Origin of the sequence: Streptomyces sp. bgisy159, from assembly GCF_965341775.1 — a bacterium.
Taxonomy (GTDB): Bacteria; Actinomycetota; Actinomycetes; order Streptomycetales; family Streptomycetaceae; genus Streptomyces.
In genome coordinates, this window is sequence record NZ_CBDQZH010000041.1 from 1 (window position 1) to 20,128 (window position 20,128).

At 71.2% G+C, this 20,128-nt stretch carries 14 protein-coding genes and 3 pseudogenes; 10 read left to right on the top strand and 7 right to left on the bottom strand.

What is annotated here, in order from left to right; translation table 11 throughout:
- Positions 1-120 precede the first annotated feature (120 nt).
- Positions 121-1,977: a molecular chaperone DnaK gene (dnaK, locus tag ACSLTV_RS28795; RefSeq protein ID WP_435613148.1), complete on the top strand. Its 1,857-nt coding sequence runs from the start codon at positions 121-123 to the stop codon at positions 1,975-1,977.
- A gap of 42 nt (positions 1,978-2,019) precedes the next feature.
- Here the strand turns inward: dnaK and ACSLTV_RS28800 are convergent.
- The 3 genes and pseudogenes from ACSLTV_RS28800 to ACSLTV_RS28810 all read right to left on the bottom strand — a co-directional run.
- Positions 2,020-2,142, bottom strand: a pseudogene (locus tag ACSLTV_RS28800) (respiratory nitrate reductase subunit gamma); the annotation flags it as partial.
- Between the two features lie 97 nt (positions 2,143-2,239).
- Entirely contained in the window at positions 2,240-2,734 is a 495-nt protein-coding gene (narJ, locus tag ACSLTV_RS28805; protein WP_432133877.1) for a nitrate reductase molybdenum cofactor assembly chaperone, read from the bottom strand.
- Positions 2,735-2,981: 247 nt separating this feature from the next.
- Positions 2,982-3,845, bottom strand: a complete 864-nt coding sequence (locus ACSLTV_RS28810) for a helix-turn-helix domain-containing protein (RefSeq protein WP_432133879.1) — start codon at positions 3,843-3,845, stop codon at positions 2,982-2,984.
- Positions 3,846-4,116: 271 nt separating this feature from the next.
- Here ACSLTV_RS28810 and ACSLTV_RS28815 point away from each other — a divergent pair, with 271 nt between their 5' ends.
- Positions 4,117-4,548 (top strand): hypothetical protein, encoded by a 432-nt coding sequence (locus tag ACSLTV_RS28815; protein ID WP_432133880.1) that lies wholly within the window; start codon positions 4,117-4,119, stop codon positions 4,546-4,548.
- 7 nt (positions 4,549-4,555) lie between these two features.
- Here ACSLTV_RS28815 and ACSLTV_RS28820 read toward each other — a convergent pair whose 3' ends face one another.
- Positions 4,556-5,398: a helix-turn-helix domain-containing protein gene (locus tag ACSLTV_RS28820; RefSeq protein WP_432159100.1), complete on the bottom strand. Its 843-nt coding sequence runs from the start codon at positions 5,396-5,398 to the stop codon at positions 4,556-4,558.
- 122 nt (positions 5,399-5,520) lie between these two features.
- On the opposite strand from ACSLTV_RS28820, the gene ACSLTV_RS28825 reads away from it, so the two are divergent.
- Positions 5,521-5,826, top strand: a complete 306-nt coding sequence (locus ACSLTV_RS28825) for a 4a-hydroxytetrahydrobiopterin dehydratase (protein WP_432133882.1) — start codon at positions 5,521-5,523, stop codon at positions 5,824-5,826.
- A 46-nt stretch (positions 5,827-5,872) separates the two neighbouring features.
- On the top strand, positions 5,873-6,637 hold the full coding sequence (locus ACSLTV_RS28830) for a class I SAM-dependent methyltransferase (RefSeq protein ID WP_432133883.1): 765 nt from the start codon (positions 5,873-5,875) through the stop codon (positions 6,635-6,637).
- Positions 6,638-6,769: 132 nt separating this feature from the next.
- Here ACSLTV_RS28830 and ACSLTV_RS28835 read toward each other — a convergent pair whose 3' ends face one another.
- The gene (locus ACSLTV_RS28835) at positions 6,770-7,249 is read right to left on the bottom strand and encodes a hypothetical protein (RefSeq protein ID WP_432133884.1); all 480 of its coding nucleotides are present in this window, start codon (positions 7,247-7,249) and stop codon (positions 6,770-6,772) included.
- Positions 7,250-7,289: 40 nt separating this feature from the next.
- On the opposite strand from ACSLTV_RS28835, the gene ACSLTV_RS28840 reads away from it, so the two are divergent.
- Together ACSLTV_RS28840 and ACSLTV_RS28845 are read left to right on the top strand one after the other, a co-directional pair.
- Positions 7,290-8,258, top strand: coding sequence for a helix-turn-helix transcriptional regulator (locus ACSLTV_RS28840; RefSeq protein WP_432133885.1), 969 nt, complete (start codon positions 7,290-7,292; stop codon positions 8,256-8,258).
- 40 nt (positions 8,259-8,298) lie between these two features.
- Positions 8,299-10,185, top strand: coding sequence for a rhamnogalacturonan lyase (locus tag ACSLTV_RS28845; protein WP_435613149.1), 1,887 nt, complete (start codon positions 8,299-8,301; stop codon positions 10,183-10,185).
- Positions 10,186-10,287: 102 nt separating this feature from the next.
- On the opposite strand, the gene ACSLTV_RS28850 is transcribed toward ACSLTV_RS28845, so the two are convergent.
- Together ACSLTV_RS28850 and ACSLTV_RS28855 are read right to left on the bottom strand one after the other, a co-directional pair.
- The gene (locus tag ACSLTV_RS28850; protein WP_432158303.1) at positions 10,288-12,978 is read right to left on the bottom strand and encodes a cellulose binding domain-containing protein; all 2,691 of its coding nucleotides are present in this window, start codon (positions 12,976-12,978) and stop codon (positions 10,288-10,290) included.
- Between the two features lie 112 nt (positions 12,979-13,090).
- Complete coding sequence (locus tag ACSLTV_RS28855; RefSeq protein ID WP_432133888.1) at positions 13,091-16,006, bottom strand: glycoside hydrolase family 48 protein; 2,916 nt, start codon at positions 16,004-16,006, stop codon at positions 13,091-13,093.
- 277 nt (positions 16,007-16,283) lie between these two features.
- Here ACSLTV_RS28855 and ACSLTV_RS28860 point away from each other — a divergent pair.
- The 4 genes and pseudogenes from ACSLTV_RS28860 to ACSLTV_RS28875 all read left to right on the top strand — a co-directional run.
- A pseudogene (locus ACSLTV_RS28860) lies at positions 16,284-16,559 on the top strand (cellulose binding domain-containing protein); the annotation flags it as partial.
- 221 nt (positions 16,560-16,780) lie between these two features.
- Positions 16,781-17,142 (top strand): annotated as a pseudogene (locus ACSLTV_RS28865) (cellulose-binding protein); the annotation flags it as partial.
- Complete coding sequence (locus ACSLTV_RS28870; RefSeq protein ID WP_432133889.1) at positions 17,139-18,902, top strand: glycoside hydrolase family 6 protein; 1,764 nt, start codon at positions 17,139-17,141, stop codon at positions 18,900-18,902. The pseudogene ACSLTV_RS28865 and the gene ACSLTV_RS28870, both read left to right, overlap by 4 nt.
- A gap of 179 nt (positions 18,903-19,081) precedes the next feature.
- Positions 19,082-20,110, top strand: coding sequence for a methyltransferase (locus tag ACSLTV_RS28875; RefSeq protein WP_432133890.1), 1,029 nt, complete (start codon positions 19,082-19,084; stop codon positions 20,108-20,110).
- The last annotated feature ends 18 nt before the right edge of the window (positions 20,111-20,128 follow it).

Consider the following 20,128-nt stretch of genomic DNA (forward strand, 5'->3'; position numbering starts at 1 on the left):
GGGGGGGGGTGGGGTTCTTTTTGGGTCTCCCCCCCACGGTCCTGTTGACAAGCACCTGCCCAGGTTCTGTGCTGGAACTGGAGGCTGTCTGGCGCGAAGCCCTGGCGGAAGGGGACGGCGATGGGACGTCCGGTCGGTATCGATCTGGGAACCACCAACTCGGTGGTGGCCGTCCTGGAGGGCGGTGAACCCACGGTCATCGCCAACGCGGAGGGCGCGCGGACCACCCCCTCGGTGGTGGCCTTCGCCAAGAGCGGCGAGGTCCTCGTCGGCGAGGTCGCCAAGCGGCAGGCGGTCACCAACGTCGACCGCACCGCCCGCTCCGTCAAGCGGCACATGGGCGACGCGCACTGGCGCTTCCCCGAGCACGGCTCCGTCGACGGCACCCGCTACCGCGCCCAGGAGCTGTCCGCGCGCGTCCTGCAGAAGTTGAAGCGGGACGCGGAGTCCTACCTCGGCGAGGACGTCACCGACGCCGTGATCACCGTCCCCGCCTACTTCGACGACACCCAGCGGCAGGCCACGAAGGAGGCCGGGGAGATCGCCGGCCTGAAGGTGCTGAGGATCATCAACGAGCCGACCGCGGCCGCCCTCGCCTACGGCCTCGACCGCGGCGAGGAGCAGACGGTGCTCGTCTTCGACCTCGGCGGCGGCACCTTCGACGTCTCCCTGCTGGAGATCGGCGACGGCGTCATCGAGGTGAAGGCCACCAACGGCGACACCCACCTCGGCGGTGACGACTGGGACCAGCGGATCGTGGAGTACCTGGTCAAGAAGTTCAAGGGCCAGTACGGCATCGACCTGGGCAACGACCGGATGGCCGTGCAACGGCTGCGCGAGGGCGCCGAGAAGGCCAAGATCGAACTGTCCTCGTCCTCCGAGACCACCATCAACCTGCCGTACATCACCGCCTCCGCGGAAGGCCCGCTCCACCTCGACGAGAAGCTGACGCGCGCTCAGTTCCAGGAGATCACACAGGACTTGCTCGACCGCTGCAAGAGGCCCTTCCACCAGGCGGTCAAGGACGCGAACATCCAGGTCTCCGCGATCGACCACGTCATCCTGGTCGGCGGCTCCACCCGGATGCCCGCGGTGACCGACCTGGTGCGCGAACTGACCACCAAGGATCCGCACAAGGGCGTCAACCCCGACGAGGTGGTGGCCGTCGGCGCCGCGCTGCAGGCCGGCGTGATCCGCGGCGACGTCAAGGACGTCCTGCTCCTGGACGTCACCCCGCTGTCCCTCGGCATCGAGACCAAGGGCGGCATCATGACCAAGCTGATCGAACGCAACACCACGATCCCCACGCGCCGCTCGGAAATCTTCACCACCGCCGTCGACAACCAGCCCTCCGTCGGCATCCAGGTCTACCAGGGCGAGCGGGAGATCGCCGCCTACAACAAGAAGCTCGGCGTCTTCGACCTCACCGGGCTGCCGCCCGCACCGCGCGGGGTGCCGCAGATCGAGGTCGCCTTCGACATCGACGCCAACGGGATCATGCACGTCTCCGCGAAGGACCTGGGTACCGGCAAGGAACAGAAGATGACCGTCACGGGCGGCTCGGCCCTGCCGAAGGACGACATCGACCGCATGGTGCGCGACGCCGAGCAGTACGCCGAGGAGGACCGCAACCGCCGCGAGGCCGCCGAGACCCGCAACCAGGCGGAGCAACTCGTCTACCAGACCGAGAGGTTCCTCCAGGAGAACGCGGAGCGCATCCCGTCGGACACCAGGAGCGAGGTCGAGTCGGCGGCGACCGACCTCAAGGCGCTGCTGGAGCGCGGCGCCGACACCGCCGAGCTGCGTGCCGGGGCCGACCGGCTCTCCTCCGTCAGCCAGCGCATGGGGCAGGCGATGTACGCGCAGGCACAACAGCCGACCGCCGACGCGGGGCCGCCCCCGCCGCACGACGAGGAGGGGGTGGTGGACGCGGAGATCGTCGACGACGAGAAGGACACCAAGGGCGGCGCCGCCTAGCGGCCGGGACCCCCGGTCGAGCCGTTCCCGGCCGGGCCGTTCGCCGCGCGGGCCCAGTCGGTGCGGATCCCGGCTGCGGTGGACGATATACGGCATGTACGGCATGTACGGCCGGAACAGGTACTGCACCGGCGCGCTGAACAGGTGCACCGGGCGGGTGTACGGCGCGTCCCGCCGAACCTGTCGTGGCGGTGGCGCCAGACCGGGCCGGAGACCAGGAGGACGAAAGCGATGGAGGGCAGGGCGCCCCAGAGGAGTGTGGTCACGGACGCTCCCCGGTGCATACCGTCGGCAGTGTGGCGCAGACCGCATCCAGAACGGTCGCATACGGTGTGCCGTATGCGGTCAACCGGTCACGCAGCTGCCGCAGCGCGTCCCTGTGCTCGGTGAGCATGTCGATGTTGCCGGTGCGGGCCGCGAACTCCAGCACCGCGGGCAGGAAGTCCGGCAGCTCCTCACCGGTGAACTCCAGCCCGTGCGCCCGGTAGAGATCCTCGAAGCGGACCAGGGACATCCCCCGACGACGGGTGTCGCCGTCCCGCCACCAGCTCAGGTACAGGCTGTACCGGTTCTTGAGGCCGAAGACCCGCACATAGTGCTCGGCCAGCTCCCCGGGCGGTGTCACCGCCGCGTGGTCGGCGAACTCCCGAAGCTGCGGAGCGGCTTCACGCAGCAGCGGCAGCCGGGCGCGGAAGTCGTCGTCCGGATAGGTCAGACAGAGGGCGGCAGCCTGGTACAGCACGGCGTCCGAGGGCATCAGACCTCCTTGGCCTCGTCGGGGACGACGGCTTGCGCGTCGTCCGTGGTCCGCCGCCGGCGCGGGACGCGGAAGTTCTCCACCGACACCAGCGGCAGCCGCCGCCGACCCCCGACGGCCGAGACGGTCCGCGTGTCGGTCGCGTGCGCTCCCTTGCTCGACCCGTGGTTCGACGCTAGGGGCGCGGACGCGAGCACACCCGTTCACGGCGCCCGTACGGGTCACCGCTCCCGGTGGCCGGCACCGGTCAGCAGGCGGCGCGCAGCGAACGCAGGATCTCCTTGGTGCGTGACGCCGACGCGGCGTGCGTCGTCATGTGGTCGAGGACCTCCAGGTGCACCGAGACCTCCTTACGGGAGTCCAGATAGAGGGCGCCCGTCAGATACTCGCTGACGACCATGTCGGGCAGCTCCGGCTGTGCGAACCGGAACAGCGAGAACGGGGCGTACGTTCCCGGATGCGGGCCCTGCGCGAACTCCGCGACCTGCAGCGTGACCCGGTCGCGGTCGGCGAACTCCAGCAGCTTGTCCAGCTGGTCGCGCATCACCGACGGCTCCACACCCACCGGCCGCAGCAGGACCGTCTCGTCCATCACGACCCACAGATGCGGCGGTGTCGGCCCCTCCAGCAGCTGCTGGCGGGCCATCCGCAGCGCCACATGCCGGTCGATGGCCTCCGGCGTGGTCTGCCCGACGGTGCCGGCCTCCAGCACCGCCCGCGCGTACTCCCGCGTCTGCAGCAGCCCCGGCACGAAGTGCGGCTCGTAGGAACGGATCAGCCGCGCGGCACCCTCCAGGCTCACATACAGGCTGAACCACTCCGGCAGCACGTCGTGGAAGCGCTGCCACCAGCCCGGCCGGTTCGCCTCCTCCGCCAGCTCCACGAACGCCGCCGTCTCGTCCGCCGGCACGCCGTACGCCTCCAGCAGCACCTGTACGTACGGGATCTTCAGCGCGACATCGGCGGTCTCCATCCGGCGTACCGTCGCGGGAGCCACCCGCAGCGCCCGGGCCGCCTCCTCGCGGCTGAGGCCGGCCGCCTCCCGCAACTCCTGCAGCCGTCTGCCGAGGACCACCTGTCCCACGGTGGGTGCGGGCCGCCGTTCACTCACGCCACGTCTCCCCTGCGTGTCGACCTGGCAGCAGTGTGTCATGTCCCGGGCCCGGTCTCACGGGAAGCGGAAGGATCTCCTCGGCACGGGCCGGGCCGCCGGACGGCCGCATGACCCCGGGGGTAATCGACGGGCTCGGCCGACGGCGGGATCGTGGAGTCACCGGGTTCCGGCCGGCGCGCTCCTGCCCGGAACCCGCGACCTCCCCGGCCGGCCGGAGTGCCGCCGCCGGGCCGTACCGCCCCATGACCGCGACGGAGGGTGCTTCACCATGGCCACGACCCAGCTCACCGCTCTCGCCCGCACCGACGAGCCGCACACCGCGCTGCGCCGCTTCCTCGCCCTGGACGCCGTCGTCACCGGCGCCAACGGACTCGCCTACCTCGCCGCCGCCGGGCCGCTCGGCCGCTTCCTGGGCGTCGACGCCGGACTGCTGCGCGCCCTGGGCGCGTTCCTCACCGTGTTCGCCGCTCTCGTGGCGGTCCTGGCCCTCGGCGCACGACCCGCGGCGGTCCCGGTCCGGGCGGTGGTGGAGGCCAACCTCGCCTGGTCGGGCTTGAGTCTCCTCGCCCTGGTCGCGTGGCTGTCGCCGACCGGACCGGGCGCGGTGTGGACGGTGCTGCAGGCGGGCACGGTGGCCGGCTTCGCCGTACTGCAGCACCTCGCGCTCAAGGCGCGCCACGAGGGGGCCACCGCGCCCTGAGCATCGGTCAGGTAATGGCGCCGCGCAGGAACTTGCCCGTCGCCGGGTCGGCCGGGAGGAACGTCTCGATGGCCAGCTCGGCGACGGTCACGTCCATCGGCGTGTTGAACGTGGAGATCGACGACACGAACGACAGGGTGTGCCCCTCGTGCTCGATCAGCAGCGGAAGCGCGAAGTGCGGTACCGCTCCCGCCGGTTCACTCGTACGCGACGGTCCGCCGACGCCCTCGGCCAACGGGTAGGCGGACACCTCCTCGTACAGCGCGCGCAGCTCCGGCGAGCGCTGCAGAGCGATCTGACGCTCCATCTGATGCAGCAGGTGCCCACGCCACTCCCGCAGGTTGCGGATGCGCGGCGCGAGGCCCTTCGGGTGCAGCGTCAGCCGCATGGCGTTCAGCGGGGGCGCCAACAGCTCCTCGTCGACGCCGTCGAGCAGCATCGCGATCCCCCGGTTCGCGGCCACCACGGAGTACAGCCCGTCGACGACCAGCGCCGGATACGGCTCATAACCCCGGATCAGCCGCTCCACCCCCTCCCGCAGCGCCTCCAGCGACGGATCCTCCAGCGGGGTCTCCGGGTAGCGCGGGGCATAACCCGCCGCCAGCAGCAGCGCGTTGCGTTCCCGCACCGGCACCTCCAGGTGCTCGGCCAGCCGCAGCACCATCTCCTCGCTGGGCCGGGAGCGGCCGTTCTCGACGAAGCTGATGTGCCGCGCCGAGGACTCCGCGCGCAGCGCCAGGTCCAGCTGGCTGACCCGTCGCCGCTCACGCCAGGCCCGCAGCAGCGGTCCGACGCCCTGGACGGCGGAGGAGGACGGGGTGGTGGCGGGCGCGGTCGGGGCAGTGGTCATATACATGACCGTAGCCGAGAAGGCGCGGCCAGGGGGGTGCGGTCGCGTCGGCGACCAGGACCCCGACGCCTACCTGTGGCAGGCTGAAACCGGTACGCGACGACGAGGAAGGGAGCTGGGACATGCCCGCCGAAGCACTGTCGCAGAAGGAGATCGAGGACCGGCTCGCCGAGCTGCCCGGCTGGTCCGTCGAGGGCGGCCGCCTCACCCGGACCTTCCGTCTCGCGTCCCACTTCGCCGCCACCGCCCTGGTCACCCACATCGCCCAGGTCCAGGAGGAGCTCGACCACCACTCGGACCTGACCCTGGGGTACAACACGGTCGTGCTGGCGGTGCACACCCACAGCGCCGGCGGCGCCCTGACCGGCCTCGACTTCGAGCTCGCGCACCGCGTCGAAGCCCTCGCGCCGGCGCACGGTGCCGACTGAACCCGGCCGATCACCGAGGGACGGACCCAGGGACGGGGGGACCCACGTGCTCGACTACGAGAAGGAAGCGGCCGTCTACGACGGGCTGCGCGGCGGTGAGCCCAGGGCCGAGGCGGCCGCCGAGGCCGTCCTGGGCCTGGTTCCGCGACAGCGCGGAGGCCGGTGGCTCGACGTCGCCTGCGGCACCGGCATCGTGACCCGCCGCCTGGCCGCGGCGCGGCCCGACACCCGGGTGGCCGGGGTGGACCTGGCGCACGCGATGGCGCGGACCGCCGCCGCCCGCCTCCCCGGCGCGGTAGTCGTCGCCGACAGCAGGCGGCTGCCGTTCCCGGACGCCGCGTTCGACGCCGTGTCCAGCGTGTGGCTGCTGCACCTTCCCGACGAGGCGGCGGACGTCCACCGGATCGTCTCCGAGTGCGCCCGGGTGCTGCGGCCGGGCGGGGTGTATGTGACGACGGTCGACAAGGGCGCTGCCCACAACGTGGGGAGTGACATCGATGGCGTTCTCTCCGCCCGCCCGCGCAGCACCGCACGGGACGCCGCGCACATCGTCGAGGCGTACGCCGCCGACCAGGGCCTGACCCCGGCCGGGCAGGCCCGCTTCCCCGGCCGGGGCCAGGGCCGCAGTCCCCGCCGGGCCATTGCCGACCTGCGACGCGGCTGGTTCCTCACGCTCCCGCCGGGGGATCCGCGGACGGACGACTTCGCCGACCGCCTGGCCGCCCTGCCCGACCAGGACCGGCCGCGCCCGGACCCGGTGTTCACCCTGCGGGCGTTCCGGAAGCCGGCGCGGCGGGCCCCTGACGGCTGAACCCCGGCAACCGGCCGGTCCCCAGGCCGCCCCAGCCGCTCCCTCCCGCCTCTCCCGGGGGCGGGAAGTCGCTGCCGCGGTGGTCGCGAACCTGTCCGTCCCCGGAGCGGAAGCCGGACCCGTGCGCGCCGCTCATGAGAGGCCTCCGGTACTTCCCTCGGGCAGACTGTCCGTCAAGTAGCTGTGCAGATCGGGGATGTCGGGTGAGAGCAGGTGGCGCACCCAGGCGTCGCGCTCGTGCTGGATCGGGGGCAGCTCCCAGACGCAGCCGATCCACGGCCTGTCCACCGGAACGAAGTGCGTGGGGTCGCGGTCGGGGCAGCCGAGCACCGGCTGCCCGGCCGCGGCGCCGCGGAAGTGCAGGACGTTGTCCCATACCCAGCTGTAGGCATTGAGGTAGGTACCGCCGTCGCCGCCCTGGTGCAGGACGACGAACGTCGCCGGGGGAGTGTCGTCGAGATCCGGCAGCAGGGTCGGCAGGATCCTGTATGCGGCATCCTGCACATCGGCGGCGATCCCCGCCGGGTCGGCGGTCACGTGGTAGCGCTTGATCCGCCGTCCCGCGAGCGCGATCGGCGGCGGGACGGTCAGCAGTTTCTCCTGGAAGGCCATGACCGCGACGCTAGGGCGACTTCACTGACATCCTGTGTCAGTGAAGTCCGGCCGACTCGTCTCGATCCTGCTCCTGCTGCAGACCAGGGGCCGGATGACCGCCGCCCAGCTCGCCGCGGAGCTGGAGGTCTCGGTCCGCACGGTCTACCGGGACGTGGAGGCGCTGAGCGCGGCCGGTGTGCCGCTGTACGGCGACGCCGGTCACGCCGGCGGCTACCGGCTGCTCGGCGGCTACCGCACCCGCCTGACCGGTCTCACCGCCGACGAGGCCGAGGCACTCTTCCTCGCCGGGCTCCCCGGACCGGCCGCCGAGCTGGGCCTCGGCGACGTGCTCGCCGCCGCCCGGCTCAAGGTGCGCGCCGCGCTCCCGGCGGAGCTGCGTCCCCACGCCGACCGGATCAGCGGCCGCTTCCACCTCGACGCTCCCGGCTGGTACGCCGAGGGGGACGAGGTACCGCTCCTGCCCGCGGTGGCGGACGCGGTGTGGAACAACCGTGTCCTGGATGTCGTATACCGCCGCTGGCGGGAGCCAACCGACGTGCGGCGCCGCCTGGAGCCGTACGGACTCGTGCTCAAAGCCGGGCGCTGGTACGTCGTCGCCGCCCCGGGACCGCGCACCTACCGGGTCGACCAGATCCTCGAACTGACCACGCGGGACGAGGTGTTCACCAGACCCGGCGACTTCGACCTGGCCGGGTACTGGGCTGCCTGCCGGCGCGACTTCCACGACCGGCTGCACCGCGCCGAGGCCCTGGTCCGCCTCGCTCCCGGAGTGCACCTGACCGGGGCGGCCGGCCGTGCCGTGGACGACGGCGGCCGCACGGACCCCGACGGCTGGACCGTCGCCCGGGTGCCCATCGAGTCCGTCGACCACGCCCACGCCGAGTTCCTCCGGCTCGGCGCCGGCATCGAGGTGCTCCGGCCGGTCGCACTGCGCGCGCGGATCGCCCGGACGGCCACCGAACTGGCCCGGCTGTACGGCAACCCGGCGGACCCCGGCGACGACTGACAGGACACAACCTGTCCGCTCTCACGGGAGGTCACGTCTCGTGCAGCACCCGCAGCCGCACCCCCGCAAGCACCGCAGACGCCGTACCCTCGTCCTCACCGCGCTGACCGCCTCGGCCGCCCTGGTCGGCACCGGGCTGACCACCCTGGGCGCGGCCACCGCCGAGGCGGCCACCGCCCGGCAGGTGGAGGCCCTCGACCGGGGCGTGGTGAGCGTCCACACCACCGACGGCAACCTGGTCAGCTGGCGGTGGCTCGGCACCGACCCCGGCGACATCGCCTTCAACCTCTACCGGGCCGGCACCAAGGTCAACTCCGCGCCGATCACCGGCTCCACCGACTACTTCCACGCCGCCGCGCCCGCCCACGCCGACTACACCGTCCGCGCGATCGTCGACGGCGTGGAGCAGGGCGACTCCGTCCACGCCGTCCAGTTCCGCTCCGGCTACAAGGACGTGCCCCTCTCCCCGCCCGCCGGAGGCACGACCCCCGACGGTGTCGCGTACTCCTACGAGGCCAACGACGCGAGCGTCGGCGACCTCGACGGCGACGGCGCCCTGGACATCGTCCTCAAGTGGCAGCCGACGAACGCCAAGGACAACTCGCAGTCGGGATACACCGGCAACACCGTCGTCGACGGCGTCAGGCTGGACGGCACCCGGCTGTGGCGGATCGACCTGGGCCGCAACATCCGTTCCGGCGCGCACTACACACAGTTCCAGGTGTACGACTACGACGGCGACGGCCGGGCCGAGGTGGCGATGAAGACGGCCGACGGCACCCGGGACGGCACCGGCGCCGTCATCGGCAGTTCCTCGGCCGACCACCGCAACTCCAGCGGCTACGTGCTGTCCGGGCCGGAGTACCTGACCATGTTCGACGGCCGGAGCGGGCGGGCCCTGCAGAGCGTCGGATACGTGCCGGCGCGCGGCTCGGTGTCGTCGTGGGGCGACTCCTACGGCAACCGCGTCGACCGCTTCCTGGCCGGCACCGCCTATCTCGACGGCTCCCGTCCGTCGCTGATCATGGCACGCGGCTACTACACCCGGACCGTGATCGCGGCCTGGGACTGGCGCAACGGATCCTTCACCCGCCGCTGGACCTTCGACACCAACTCCTCCACCAACGCCGGCCGGGGCTACGACGGCCAGGGTTCGCACAGCCTCTCCGTCGGGGACGTCGACGGCGACGGCAAGGACGAGATCGTCTACGGCGCGATGGCGGTCGACGACGACGGCCGGGGCCTGTGGACCACGAGGACCGGTCACGGCGACGCCCAGCACCTCGGCGACCTCGACCCGTCGCACCCCGGTCTGGAGTACTTCAAGGTCTCCGAGTCCAGGAACCAGCCGGCCGAGCTGTACATCGATCCGGCTAACGGCGCGGTGAACTGGAAGCTCTCCCCGTGCTGCGACAACGGGCGCGGCGTCGCCGGCGACATCTGGGCCGGCAACGACGGCGCCGAGGTCTGGTCCGCCTCCGACACCGCCGTCCGCGACGAGGCCGGCGCCGCCAAGGGACGCGAGCCGTCCAGCGTCAACTTCCTGTCGTGGTGGGACGGCGACCCCGTCCGTGAACTCCTCGACGGCACCCACATCGACAAGTACGGGCCGTCCGGCGACACCCGCCTGCTGACCGGGTACGGCGTGCACTCCGCCAACGGCACCAAGGCGACCCCCTCGCTGTCCGGGGACATCCTGGGCGACTGGCGCGAGGAGGTGATCTGGCCCACGTCCGACAACCGGGCCCTGCGCATCTACTCGACGCCCTACGAGACGACGACCCGGATCACGACCCTGCTGCACGACACCATGTACCGCACGGGGCTCGCCTGGCAGAACACCGCGTACAACCAGCCGCCCCACCCGAGCTTCTTCCTCGGCGACCGCATGGCCACGGCGCCCCGACCGGCCGTGTACACGCCCTGACGCACCACCGCCGAGGCCCCTGACCCGGAAAGCCCCACAGGCCGGTCCGTGAAGGGCGTGGTGGGTGGCCGCCGGGAGCGGCCACCCACCACGCCGGGGGTGTCAGAGCACGGCGCAGGTCCGGTCACCCATCCGGAACGCCGTGGGTTCGGTGTTCGACCCGGTCCAGCTGCCCGTGAACCCGAAACTCACCGAGGAGCCCGCCGCCACGTCGCCGTTCCAGCCGGCGTTCTGCACCGTCACCGCCGAACCCGACTGCGTGAACCGGGCGTTCCACAGCTGTCCGACGCTCTGCCCGTTCGGGAAGGCCCAGTCGAGCGACCAGCCGGACCACGGGGACGTGCCGGTGTTGGCCAGCTTGACGTCCGCCTGGAAGCCGCCCGACCACTCGTTGGTGATCTCGTACGTCACCGCGCAGGCACCCGTGGGGGCAGGGGGCGGGTCCGTACCGCCGTCGTCGCCGCCCCCGTCGTCCCCGCCGCCGTCGCCTCCGCCGTTCGGGTCGGAGGTGTCGCCGTAGATCACGCCCCGGCCGTTGGTGGAGACGTACACCCGGCCGTAGACCCGCGGATCGCCCGTGATCGCCGCGCCGGTCCAGCCCCACTGATGGGCGTCGTCGTTGACGCGCGTCCAGGTCGCGCCCTGGTCCGTCGACCGGAAGATGCCGCGCACCCCGCCGATCTTCGCGCTGGTGTACAGCGTCTGGTAGGTGGCACCGGCAGCCGCCTTGCCGAAGCCGACGGTGTCGGCCTGTTCCACACCGGACAGCTTGGTGAAGGTCGCCCCGGCGTCCGTGGAGTGCCACAGCCCGTACGCCCCGTCGCTCGCGCCGCCCGCCAGCCAGACGTCGCCCTTCGTGCCGGGCAACGCCTTGAAGCGGACGCTGTCGCCGCCGGGCAGGCCGGTCGCGGCGGACGCGGTGAAGGTGGCCCCGCCGTCCTCGCTGACGTAGAACTTCCCCGACTTGAAGCCGTAGAAGGTCAGCGGGTCGACCCGGTCGGACTCCACGATCGCGCCCGCGGGGATTCCGCTCGACGCCGACCACGACGTCCCGAAGCCCGTGGTGTGCTGCACGCCGGTGCCGTTCGGACTCCACACGAACCGGCTGCCGTCCGCCGCCGCGGCCACCGTGCCGCCGCCGCTGACCCCCGAGGGGTCGCTGCCGGCGAACCAGTGGGCACCGTTGTCGGTGGAGAACGCGACGTGCGGCCCCGAATCCAGATCGCCCACCCGCACCACCGTGTTCGGGTCGGTCTCGGCGTAGTCGAGACTCGTGGTCGTGGTGAAGACCGGCGCGGTGTACATCATCGACGGCACCTCGGTCAGGTCCGTGTGCCGGAAGCCGCCGATGTCACCCAGCGCGCTGAGCAGCGGGGCGCCGGACGGGGGCGAGGCGAGGTCGTTGACCGCGGTCTCCTCCAGCCCGCGCACCATCGGCTTGATGGTGAACGTGCCGCCGCCGTCCCACTCGGTGAGGTTCTCGGTGCCGTAGATCGTCGCGCCCGTGCCGTACATCATGCGGTCGGAGTCGAACGGGTCGATTTCCAGCGCCTCGGTCATCCAGCCGAGTTTGGGTGTCTGCTCGGGCGGCTGCGGGTCGGCGTTCCAGGTGAGCCAGGGCGAGGACGAGACGTCCATGGTGTAGCGGTTCGCCCGGTCGGGATACGAGGTGTAGTCCCAGGCCTTGGACCAGGTGGCACCGCTGTCGGTGGAGCGGAAGAGCTGGGTGTCGGGCCACCAGGAACTGTAGGCGGTCGTCATGAGCGTGCCGGGGTCCCGGCGGTCGACGGTCAGTCCGCTGAAGCCGTAGTAGGTGTCGGCCTCGGCCACGGGGCTGATGTCCGTCCAGGTGCCGGTAGCCGTGGCATACCGCCAGAGCTGCCCCTTGCCGCCGTCGTAGGGACCCCCCTTGTCGCTGTATGCGATGTACAGATAACCGTTGACCGCATCCAGGACACCCTTGTGCGGCAGGTATCCGGTCGGCTGTCCACCGATCCGCTGCCAGGTGACCCCCGCGTCCGTCGACCGGTACACCGCGTTGTCCTTGTCGGCGACCCCGACGTAGATCGTCTTCGTCGCGCTGCCCGGCGTCCCCGTGGACTCGTCGAACGTCGCCCAGACGATGCCCTGGTTGTCGGAGGCGTACCCGCTGGTGTCGCTGGGATCCTGTACGTAGTTGCCGGGATTCGGGAACGCGGTCACCTGCGCCCAGGTCACCCCCGAGTCCGTGGACCGCCACAGCCCCTTGCCGCTGGGCGCGCCCAGGTACAGCACACTGTCCTTGTTCGGGTCGATCGCCAGGCGCTCGCCCATGCCCCGGCCCGGCATGTTGCCGCCCAGCTTGAACGGCAGATCGGCCTTCTGCCAGCTCGCGCCCCGGTCCCCGGAGCGCAGGACCGCCCCGTTGCCCGGATCCCAGCTGTTGGTGTACGTGCCGACCGCCGCGTACACCTTGTCCGGATCGACGGGGTCGGAGGCCAGGCTCACCACCCCCGTGTGGCCCCAGCGGTCCCAGCCGACCGAGTCCAGCAACGGCGTCCAGCTCTTGCTCGACTCCTGCCACCGGTACGCGCCGCCGATGTCGGTGCGGGCGTACGCCAGGTTGCGCTCCGTGCGGTTGAAGACGATGCCGGGGACGAAGCCGCCCCCGTCGATGCGCGCGTTCTTCCAGGTGTACGACTCGGCGGCCGGACTCGCCTCGGCCGCCCGGTCCGCGGCGAGCGCGGGCGGGCTGCCCGCGAGCAGACCGGCGGCCAGCGCCAGTACGGCCGTCAGGATGCGGGTTCTTCGCACGGTGGGGGTCCTTCCCTCACGAAGCCGTGTCAGGGGTGGGGGCACGACGACCGGGCGGTCCCCACAGCGGGAAGGGGACCGCCCGGCGCGCTACGCGGAGCGAGAGCGGGGCTTACTCGAGGAGCTCCGCGTACGAGCCCATGGCAAGGGCGATGTCCGCCTGGGCCCAGAACCGGTGGTACGTGAACACGGGCGCCGCTCCGCCCGCGAGGTAGCTCTCGATCTTCGACCAGGCCGGGTCGTCCTGGTAGAAGGACCGCAGCGAGGCGAACGTCGACGAGGAGTTGATCGCGTCGCCGTTCGGCATGGCGCCGCTGAAGCCGCTCGGGACGTAGACCGGGTCGTCGAAGCGGTTGTAGTCGGCGCGGGTCTCCGGGACGGCGATGCCCAGGCTGTCCTGGTAGTTGTCCCACATGCCGTCGAGGAGCGCCTTGGCCGTGGTGGCGGCCTCGGTGTCACCGGAACGGTCCGCGTAGTACGTCAGGGTCTTTGCGTACGCCGCCGCCACGCCGACGTCGTTGGTGTAGTCGGCGACCGTGACGTGCAGGCCGTTGTTGGCGCCGGGGCTGGAGGCGTTCCAGGTGTCGGGCTGGCCCGACCACTGCAGCGTCGACGGGATGCGGAACGTGCCGTCCGGGTTGACCGTGGTCTCGGACAGCGCCCAGTCGACCCACTTGTCGAGGACCGCCTTGGCCGCCGCGTCACCCGTCTGCTGGTAGTACTCCGCCACGCGTTCCATGGACCACGCCTGGAAGCCGAACCACTGGTTGGACGGCGGGTCGTGGTAGACGGGCGCCTCGTCGTAGTACATCCCGTAGAAGGTCGACCTGCCGGCCGGCGGGGTCGCGTAGCGGCCCGCCCAGCTGTTGGTGGCGCCGCCCGCGATCGCGCCCTCACTGGACTGCAGCCAGCGGTAGAACTCGATCTGCCGCTGCAGCGACTTCGACCAGTCCGCCTGCCCCGTCGCCGACTTCGGCTTCAGGTCGGCGTAGCTGCTCAGCGCGTACGCGGCGAGCGGGTTCTGGTAGCCGCCGTGGACGTGGCTGGAGCCGATCCGCCACGCCCAGCCGGCGCTGGTGTCGGTGGCACCGCCCCAGGCGTAGTACCAGGACATCAGGTAGTGCGAGGCGTCCTTGCCGGTGCCTGCCGCGCAGGAGGAGGGCCCGACGCAGTTGCCGATCTTCTTGAAGTACTTGTCGTACATCGAGTAGCGCAGGTAGTCGCCCATCTTCGCGGCCTTGGCGACGGTCGCGGAGACCTGGCTCTTCTTGCCCTGCTCGCCGGCCCACTTGTCGGCCCAGTACGCCGCCTGCACCGCACGCGCGTCGGCGTCCGGGGCGTTGGTGAACTTCCACTGCTTGGCGTAGGAGGCGTCACCGGTGAACAGGTCGAGGTAGCCGTTCGGGCCGCCGTACCTGAACTGGTCGCAGGTCGGCTGCGGCACCGTCTCCCACACCGACTCCTGCACGCCGCGCTGGAAGGTGTTGATGTACGACGGTCCGGTCGCGGTCGGGCCGGCCTCGCACTTGCCGGGCTCGTTTCCGTAGCCGTAGACGTTGTCGACGTCCTGCAGCCAGTGCATACCGTAGACGTCGTCCGTGCCGTATGCGGTCTTCAGTTCACCGGCGATCGGATCCGATCCCACCGACACCCCGGAGTCCAGCTGCGCCGGGTACTCGTTCGGCGTGTCCAGCTCGGGTGCGTAGGTGGCCGGCTTGGAGGCGTTGTAGAAGGAGTTCGTCGGCTGGTCGGCGTGGGTGGGGATCATGTATTTCTCCATGGTGTCCCACGCACCGTTGAACTTGGACCAGTCACCCGTGACCTTGCCGTACATGGCCTGCAGCCACAGCAGGTAGCTGTACGCCTCGGACGTGGTCTCGTGCCCGTGGTCCGGCGCCTCGACGATCAGCGTCTCCACCGAGTGGTACGGGATGCCCTCGGGGGAGAAGTAGCCGTTCGCCGGGTTGGTGATCTTCCCGTACAGGTCCAGGAAGCGGGCGTCGTACTCCTTGGCCCCCGCCAGCTCGGTGACGGTGACCGACGCCTTCGCGTGCCCGTTCGCCGACGACTCGAAGGTGGCCGAGCCCGTGCCGGAGGAATCGGCGCTGATCCGCACCGTCTGCCCGGTGTTCCAGTTCGACCGGGTGAAGGTGAGCGAGGCACCGCCGGACACCGTCAGTCCGGAGTTGCCGCTCGCCCGGGTGGTGGTGACGGTCACGTCGGACGACGGCTGTGTCGACAGCTTCACCTCGTACGTGCCCGACTCGCCCTGCCTGACCGCGAGTTGGTTGGTGGACACCACGATCGCCGGTCCCGAGGCGACCTGGATGCCGACCGGGGCCGACTCCGCCGAGGCGCCCAGGCTGTCGTAGGCCTTCGCCAGCAAAGAATGACTGCCCACGGTCAACCCGGAGGCCGAGAGTGTGTACGGAGCGCTGGTGTCCGTGCCGAGCAGCGTGGTGTCGTCGTAGAACTCGACCTTGGAGATGCTCGCGTCGTCCGCGGCCGCGGCGGTCGCCGCGAGCGGTACGGCGTCGCCCTGGCTGTAGACCGCGCCCGGCGCCGGGCTGGTCAGCACCGTGATCGGCGGCTGGTGGGCGCCGACGCAGGGCGTGCCGTTGATCGCGAAGCTCGTCGGAGCGGCGTTGGTGCCGCTGTAGGTGAACTGCGCACCCGTGCTCACGGCCGCGCCGGCGGCGATGGTGCCGTTGTACGGGGCGTTGCGCACGGTGATCTGACTGCCCGACTGCGACCAGGTGCCGTTCCAGCCGTTGGACAGCCGCTGGTTGCCGGTGTAGCCGTACGTCAGGGTCCAGCCGTTGATGGAGTCGGTACCGCGGTTGGTCAGGGTGAGGTCCGCGGTGAAGCCGGAACCCCAGTCGTTGGTCTTGTAGTCGACGCTGCACTGAAGTGCAGCCGCCTGGGCGGGAGTCGACAGTGTGCTCAGGGTGGCCAGGGGGAGCGCGAGGGCCGCCACGGCGGCGGTCCACAGGCGCCGCGCCGTGCGGCGTCTGCGTTGGGGATGCATGTGCTGGTTCCTCCTTGCGGCTCGGGAGAAGGTGGGCGCGGAGCAACAAGCCTTGAACCAGTGGGAGCGCTCCCATAGTGAGGACGACGCTACGGACGGTCAAGATGCTTGAAGAGTCGAAAAAATTTCACCGGCCGTCATTGAGCGAAAGTCAGGGAAAATCGGCGGCTCCCCTGTTCTTTGCCGGCACTTGGCGCTAGCTTCTTGGACACCAGTGGGAGCGATTCCATCAGTCGACGCGTCCGCCACGACGCGCCTGAGCTGCAAGGAGTCGCTCATGCGACACCCCCCGCCTTCAGTACTTTTAGCCGTGGCCTGTGACGTCGACCCCGTCGCGGGGTCGACGCCGTCGGCAGTCACGGCTGAGGGAGCCGCGCCTGCCCGCACGGTGGAGTACTCGGTCACCGGCCAGTGGGACGCCGGCCTCCGAGCCGCCGTTCGGAACACCGACCACGTGGCCGCCCTGAGCAGTTGGAGCCCGACCCTCGATTTCGTCGACGGCCGGCCGGTCACCCGTGGCTGGAACGCCTGGGGGCCGCAGTCCGGTGCCTCCGTCACCGCGGCGAACGAGAGCTCCGACGGTTCGCTCGGCACCGGCACCAGCACCGGCGTTCGCGTCGGCGTCGGCGTCAGTGCCGGCTTCCTGGCAACGAAGGCGGGGGCAACACGGTACCGACGGCGTTCCCGCTCGACGGCACAGCCTCTAACACCGACACCGACACCGAGCTCACGCCCACACGCACGCACACGCCCACCCCGCCCACGCCGGCCTGCCGGACCACCGGCCCGGCGGGCGATCTCACCGCCGCCCGGCGCGTGGACGACCGTCCTGCCCGCTGCGCGGAGCGCTGCTGGAACTCCATCCCCGCCCCCGTGCGGGCCCAAGTGCCGCTGGTGGCCGGGGACAACGGTGAGAACCGCTGCTCGCACGGTTTCGTCGACCGCGTCATGAACTGGTTCGACGACCGGGACCTGTCGTACCTCGGCTGGACCTGGAACACCTGGGACTGCTCCTTGGTCCCTCGCTGATCTCCGACCATGCCGGAACGCCGACGGCGTACGGCATCGGGCTGCGCGACCACCTGCGCTCGCTCGACGGACAACACCCGCAACCACGAAGGAACCCGCACTCATGAGTCGTACCAGAACAGCGATGCTCGCTGCCATGGCGCTGGTCGCCGGCGCCTCGGGAACCGCGCTCGCGGCCGCGGACCCCGGCGGCGTCGGCCTGGCCGCCGTCCCCTGCACCGTCGACTACCAGGTCCAGAACGACTGGGGCTCCGGATTCACGGCCGCCGTCACCGTGACCAACAATGGCGCCGCCAAGTCCAGTTGGTCGGTGGCGTGGTCCTACGGCGGCAACCAGCGCGTCACCAACGGCTGGAACGCGCGGATCACCCAGAGCGGCACCGGTGTCACCGCCGCCAACGAGTCCTACAACGGCAGCCTCTCCACCGGTGGTTCGGTCAGCTTCGGCTTCCAGGGCACCTACAGCGGCAGCAACCCCGTCCCGGCCACCTTCACACTCGACGGCGTGACCTGCAACGTGGACGACGGCAGCGGGGGCGGCGACGGCGGCGGTGACGGCGGTGGCGACGGCGGCGGTGACGGGGGCGGTGACGGGGGCGGCGGCAACCCGTCCGACAAGGCCGACAACCCCTACGTCGGCGCCAAGGGCTATGTGAACCCGGAATGGTCGGCGAACGCCGCCGCCGAACCGGGCGGCAGCCGCATCGCCGACCAGTCGACCGCCGTCTGGCTGGACCGCATCGCCGCCATCGAGGGCGTCAACGGGGGCATGGGGCTGCGGGACCACCTCGACGAGGCGCTTCGGCAGAAGGGCTCCGACGAGCTGGTCATCCAGCTCGTCATCTACGACCTGCCCGGACGCGACTGCTCGGCGCTCGCCTCCAACGGCGAACTCGGCCCGACCGAGATCGACCGGTACAAGACCGAGTACATCGACCCGATCGCCGCCATCCTGTCGGACTCCAAGTACGCCGGGCTGCGGATCGCCACCGTCATCGAGCCGGACTCGCTGCCCAACCTGGTCACCAACGCGGGCGGCACCGCCGGAAGCACCGACGCCTGCGCGACGATGAAGGCCAACGGCAACTACGAGAAGGGCGTCAGCTACGCCCTCGACCAGCTGGGCGCCATCCCGAACGTCTACAACTACATCGACGCCGGCCACCACGCCTGGATCGGCTGGGACACCAACCTCGACCCGTCCGTCCAGGAGTTCTACAAGACCGCGACCTCCAACGGCGCGAGCGTGAGCGACGTCGCCGGCTTCATCGTGAACACCGCCAACTACGGCGCCACCAAGGAGCCCTACGTCAAGATCGGCGACTCGGTGAACGGGCAGACCGTGCGCCAGTCCAAGTGGATCGACTGGAACTGGTACGTGGACGAGCAGTCCTTCGCGCAGGCCCTGCGCGACAAGCTCGTCGCGGCCGGCTTCGAATCCGGTCTCGGCATGCTGATCGACACCTCGCGCAACGGCTGGGGCGGCTCGGCCCGGCCCGCCGGCCCGGGTGCGACGACCTCGGTGGACAGCTACGTCGACGGCGGCCGCATCGACCGCCGCATCCACGCCGGCAACTGGTGCAACCAGAGCGGTGCCGGCCTCGGCGAACGTCCCACCACGGCCCCGGCCGCCGGGATCGACGCCTACGTGTGGGTCAAGCCCCCGGGTGAGTCGGACGGCGCCAGCTCCGCCATCCCCAACGACGAGGGCAAGGGCTTCGACCGTATGTGCGACCCCACCTACGGGGGTAACGCGCGCAACGGCAACAACCCGTCGGGCGCCCTGGCCGACGCTCCGGTGGCCGGGCACTGGTTCTCCTCCCAGTTCCAGCAGCTGATGCAGAACGCGTACCCGCCGCTGCCCTGATCGGCTGAACCGACTCGTGATCCGCCGGGGCCGCCTTACCGTCCTCCGCCCGGCACCCCGGCGGATCACGGCCGGGCCTTGCGCCGCAGGGCCCGGATTTTGCCGTAGCCGCAACAGGAGTGGCCTCCCTCCGGTCCGTCGGCGCACGCTGTCGGCATACCGGAGGAGAGGCTGAGCACATGGCGCACGAGCAGCACGAGACCCACCCGCACCCGCACGGCACGGAGCACGGCCCGGCGCACCACCCCGGCCGGGACACCGGACACGGTTCCGAGGAGAGGGACCGTCCCGGTCCCGGTCGGGAGCGTGGTCATGCTCCGGACGACGGCCATGGGCACGGCCACGGGCACGGCCACGGCCACGGCACCGAGGTCGACTGGGCGGAGATGGCCGCGCACCTGGAGGCCGAGGCCGAACTCTTCACCCCGATGTACGAGCGTGCCCTGGCCTGGCTGGGCAAGGAGGTGACCGAACCGGGACTGATCGTCGACGTGGGCAGCGGGCCCGGCGTGATCTCCTGCCTGTTCGCGGAGACCTTCCCCGGGGCACGGGTGGTGGCCGCCGACGGCTCCGAGCCCCTGCTCCGACGGGCCCGTGACCGGGCCGCCCGGCTGGGCCACGGAGACCGCTTCGACACCCTCGCCGGCGAACTCCCCGACGCCCTGGACGACTTGGACTACCCCGCGGACCTGATGTGGGCGAGCCGCAGCCTGCACCACCTGGGCGACCAGCGTGCCGCTCTGGCGGCGTTCGCTGGACGGCTCGCTCCCGGCGGCACCCTGGCGATCATGGAGGGGGGCCTGCCGACCCGCTTCCTCCCCCGGGACCTCGGCTTCGGCCGGCCGGGCATCGAGGCTCGGCTGGACGCTCTGCAGACCGACTGGTTCGCCCGGATGCGCGCCGAGCTTCCCGACTCCGTCGCCGAGACCGAGGACTGGCCCGCCCTGCTCGCCGCCGCCGGCCTGAAGCACACCCGGACCCGCAGTTTCCTCCTCGATCTGCCCGCCCCCGTCTCCGACCGGGCCCGCGACTTCGCCGGGACCGTGCTGTCCCGGGTACGAGACCGGCTCGGCGACGAACTCGACGCGCAGGACAGGGCCGCGCTGGACCGGCTCCTGGATCGGCAGGACACGGCGAGTGTGTACCGTCGTCCGGATCTGTTCGTGCTGACGGCGCACACGGTGTACACCGCCGTCCGGCCGGGATAGCGCGTGCGCCAGGGGTGC

Bases quoted from the DNA above. Each gene is read 5' to 3' on its own strand.
- dnaK (WP_435613148.1), top strand. From the start codon at position 121: ATGGGACGTCCGGTCGGTATCGATCTGGGAACCACCAACTCGGTGGTG.
- narJ (WP_432133877.1), bottom strand. From the start codon at position 2,734: ATGCCCTCGGACGCCGTGCTGTACCAGGCTGCCGCCCTCTGTCTGACC.
- ACSLTV_RS28815 (WP_432133880.1), top strand. From the start codon at position 4,117: ATGGCCACGACCCAGCTCACCGCTCTCGCCCGCACCGACGAGCCGCAC.
- ACSLTV_RS28820 (WP_432159100.1), bottom strand. From the start codon at position 5,398: ATGACCACTGCCCCGACCGCGCCCGCCACCACCCCGTCCTCCTCCGCC.
- ACSLTV_RS28825 (WP_432133882.1), top strand. From the start codon at position 5,521: ATGCCCGCCGAAGCACTGTCGCAGAAGGAGATCGAGGACCGGCTCGCC.
- ACSLTV_RS28835 (WP_432133884.1), bottom strand. From the start codon at position 7,249: ATGGCCTTCCAGGAGAAACTGCTGACCGTCCCGCCGCCGATCGCGCTC.
- ACSLTV_RS28855 (WP_432133888.1), bottom strand. From the start codon at position 16,006: ATGCATCCCCAACGCAGACGCCGCACGGCGCGGCGCCTGTGGACCGCC.
- ACSLTV_RS28870 (WP_432133889.1), top strand. From the start codon at position 17,139: ATGAGTCGTACCAGAACAGCGATGCTCGCTGCCATGGCGCTGGTCGCC.
- ACSLTV_RS28875 (WP_432133890.1), top strand. From the start codon at position 19,082: ATGGCGCACGAGCAGCACGAGACCCACCCGCACCCGCACGGCACGGAG.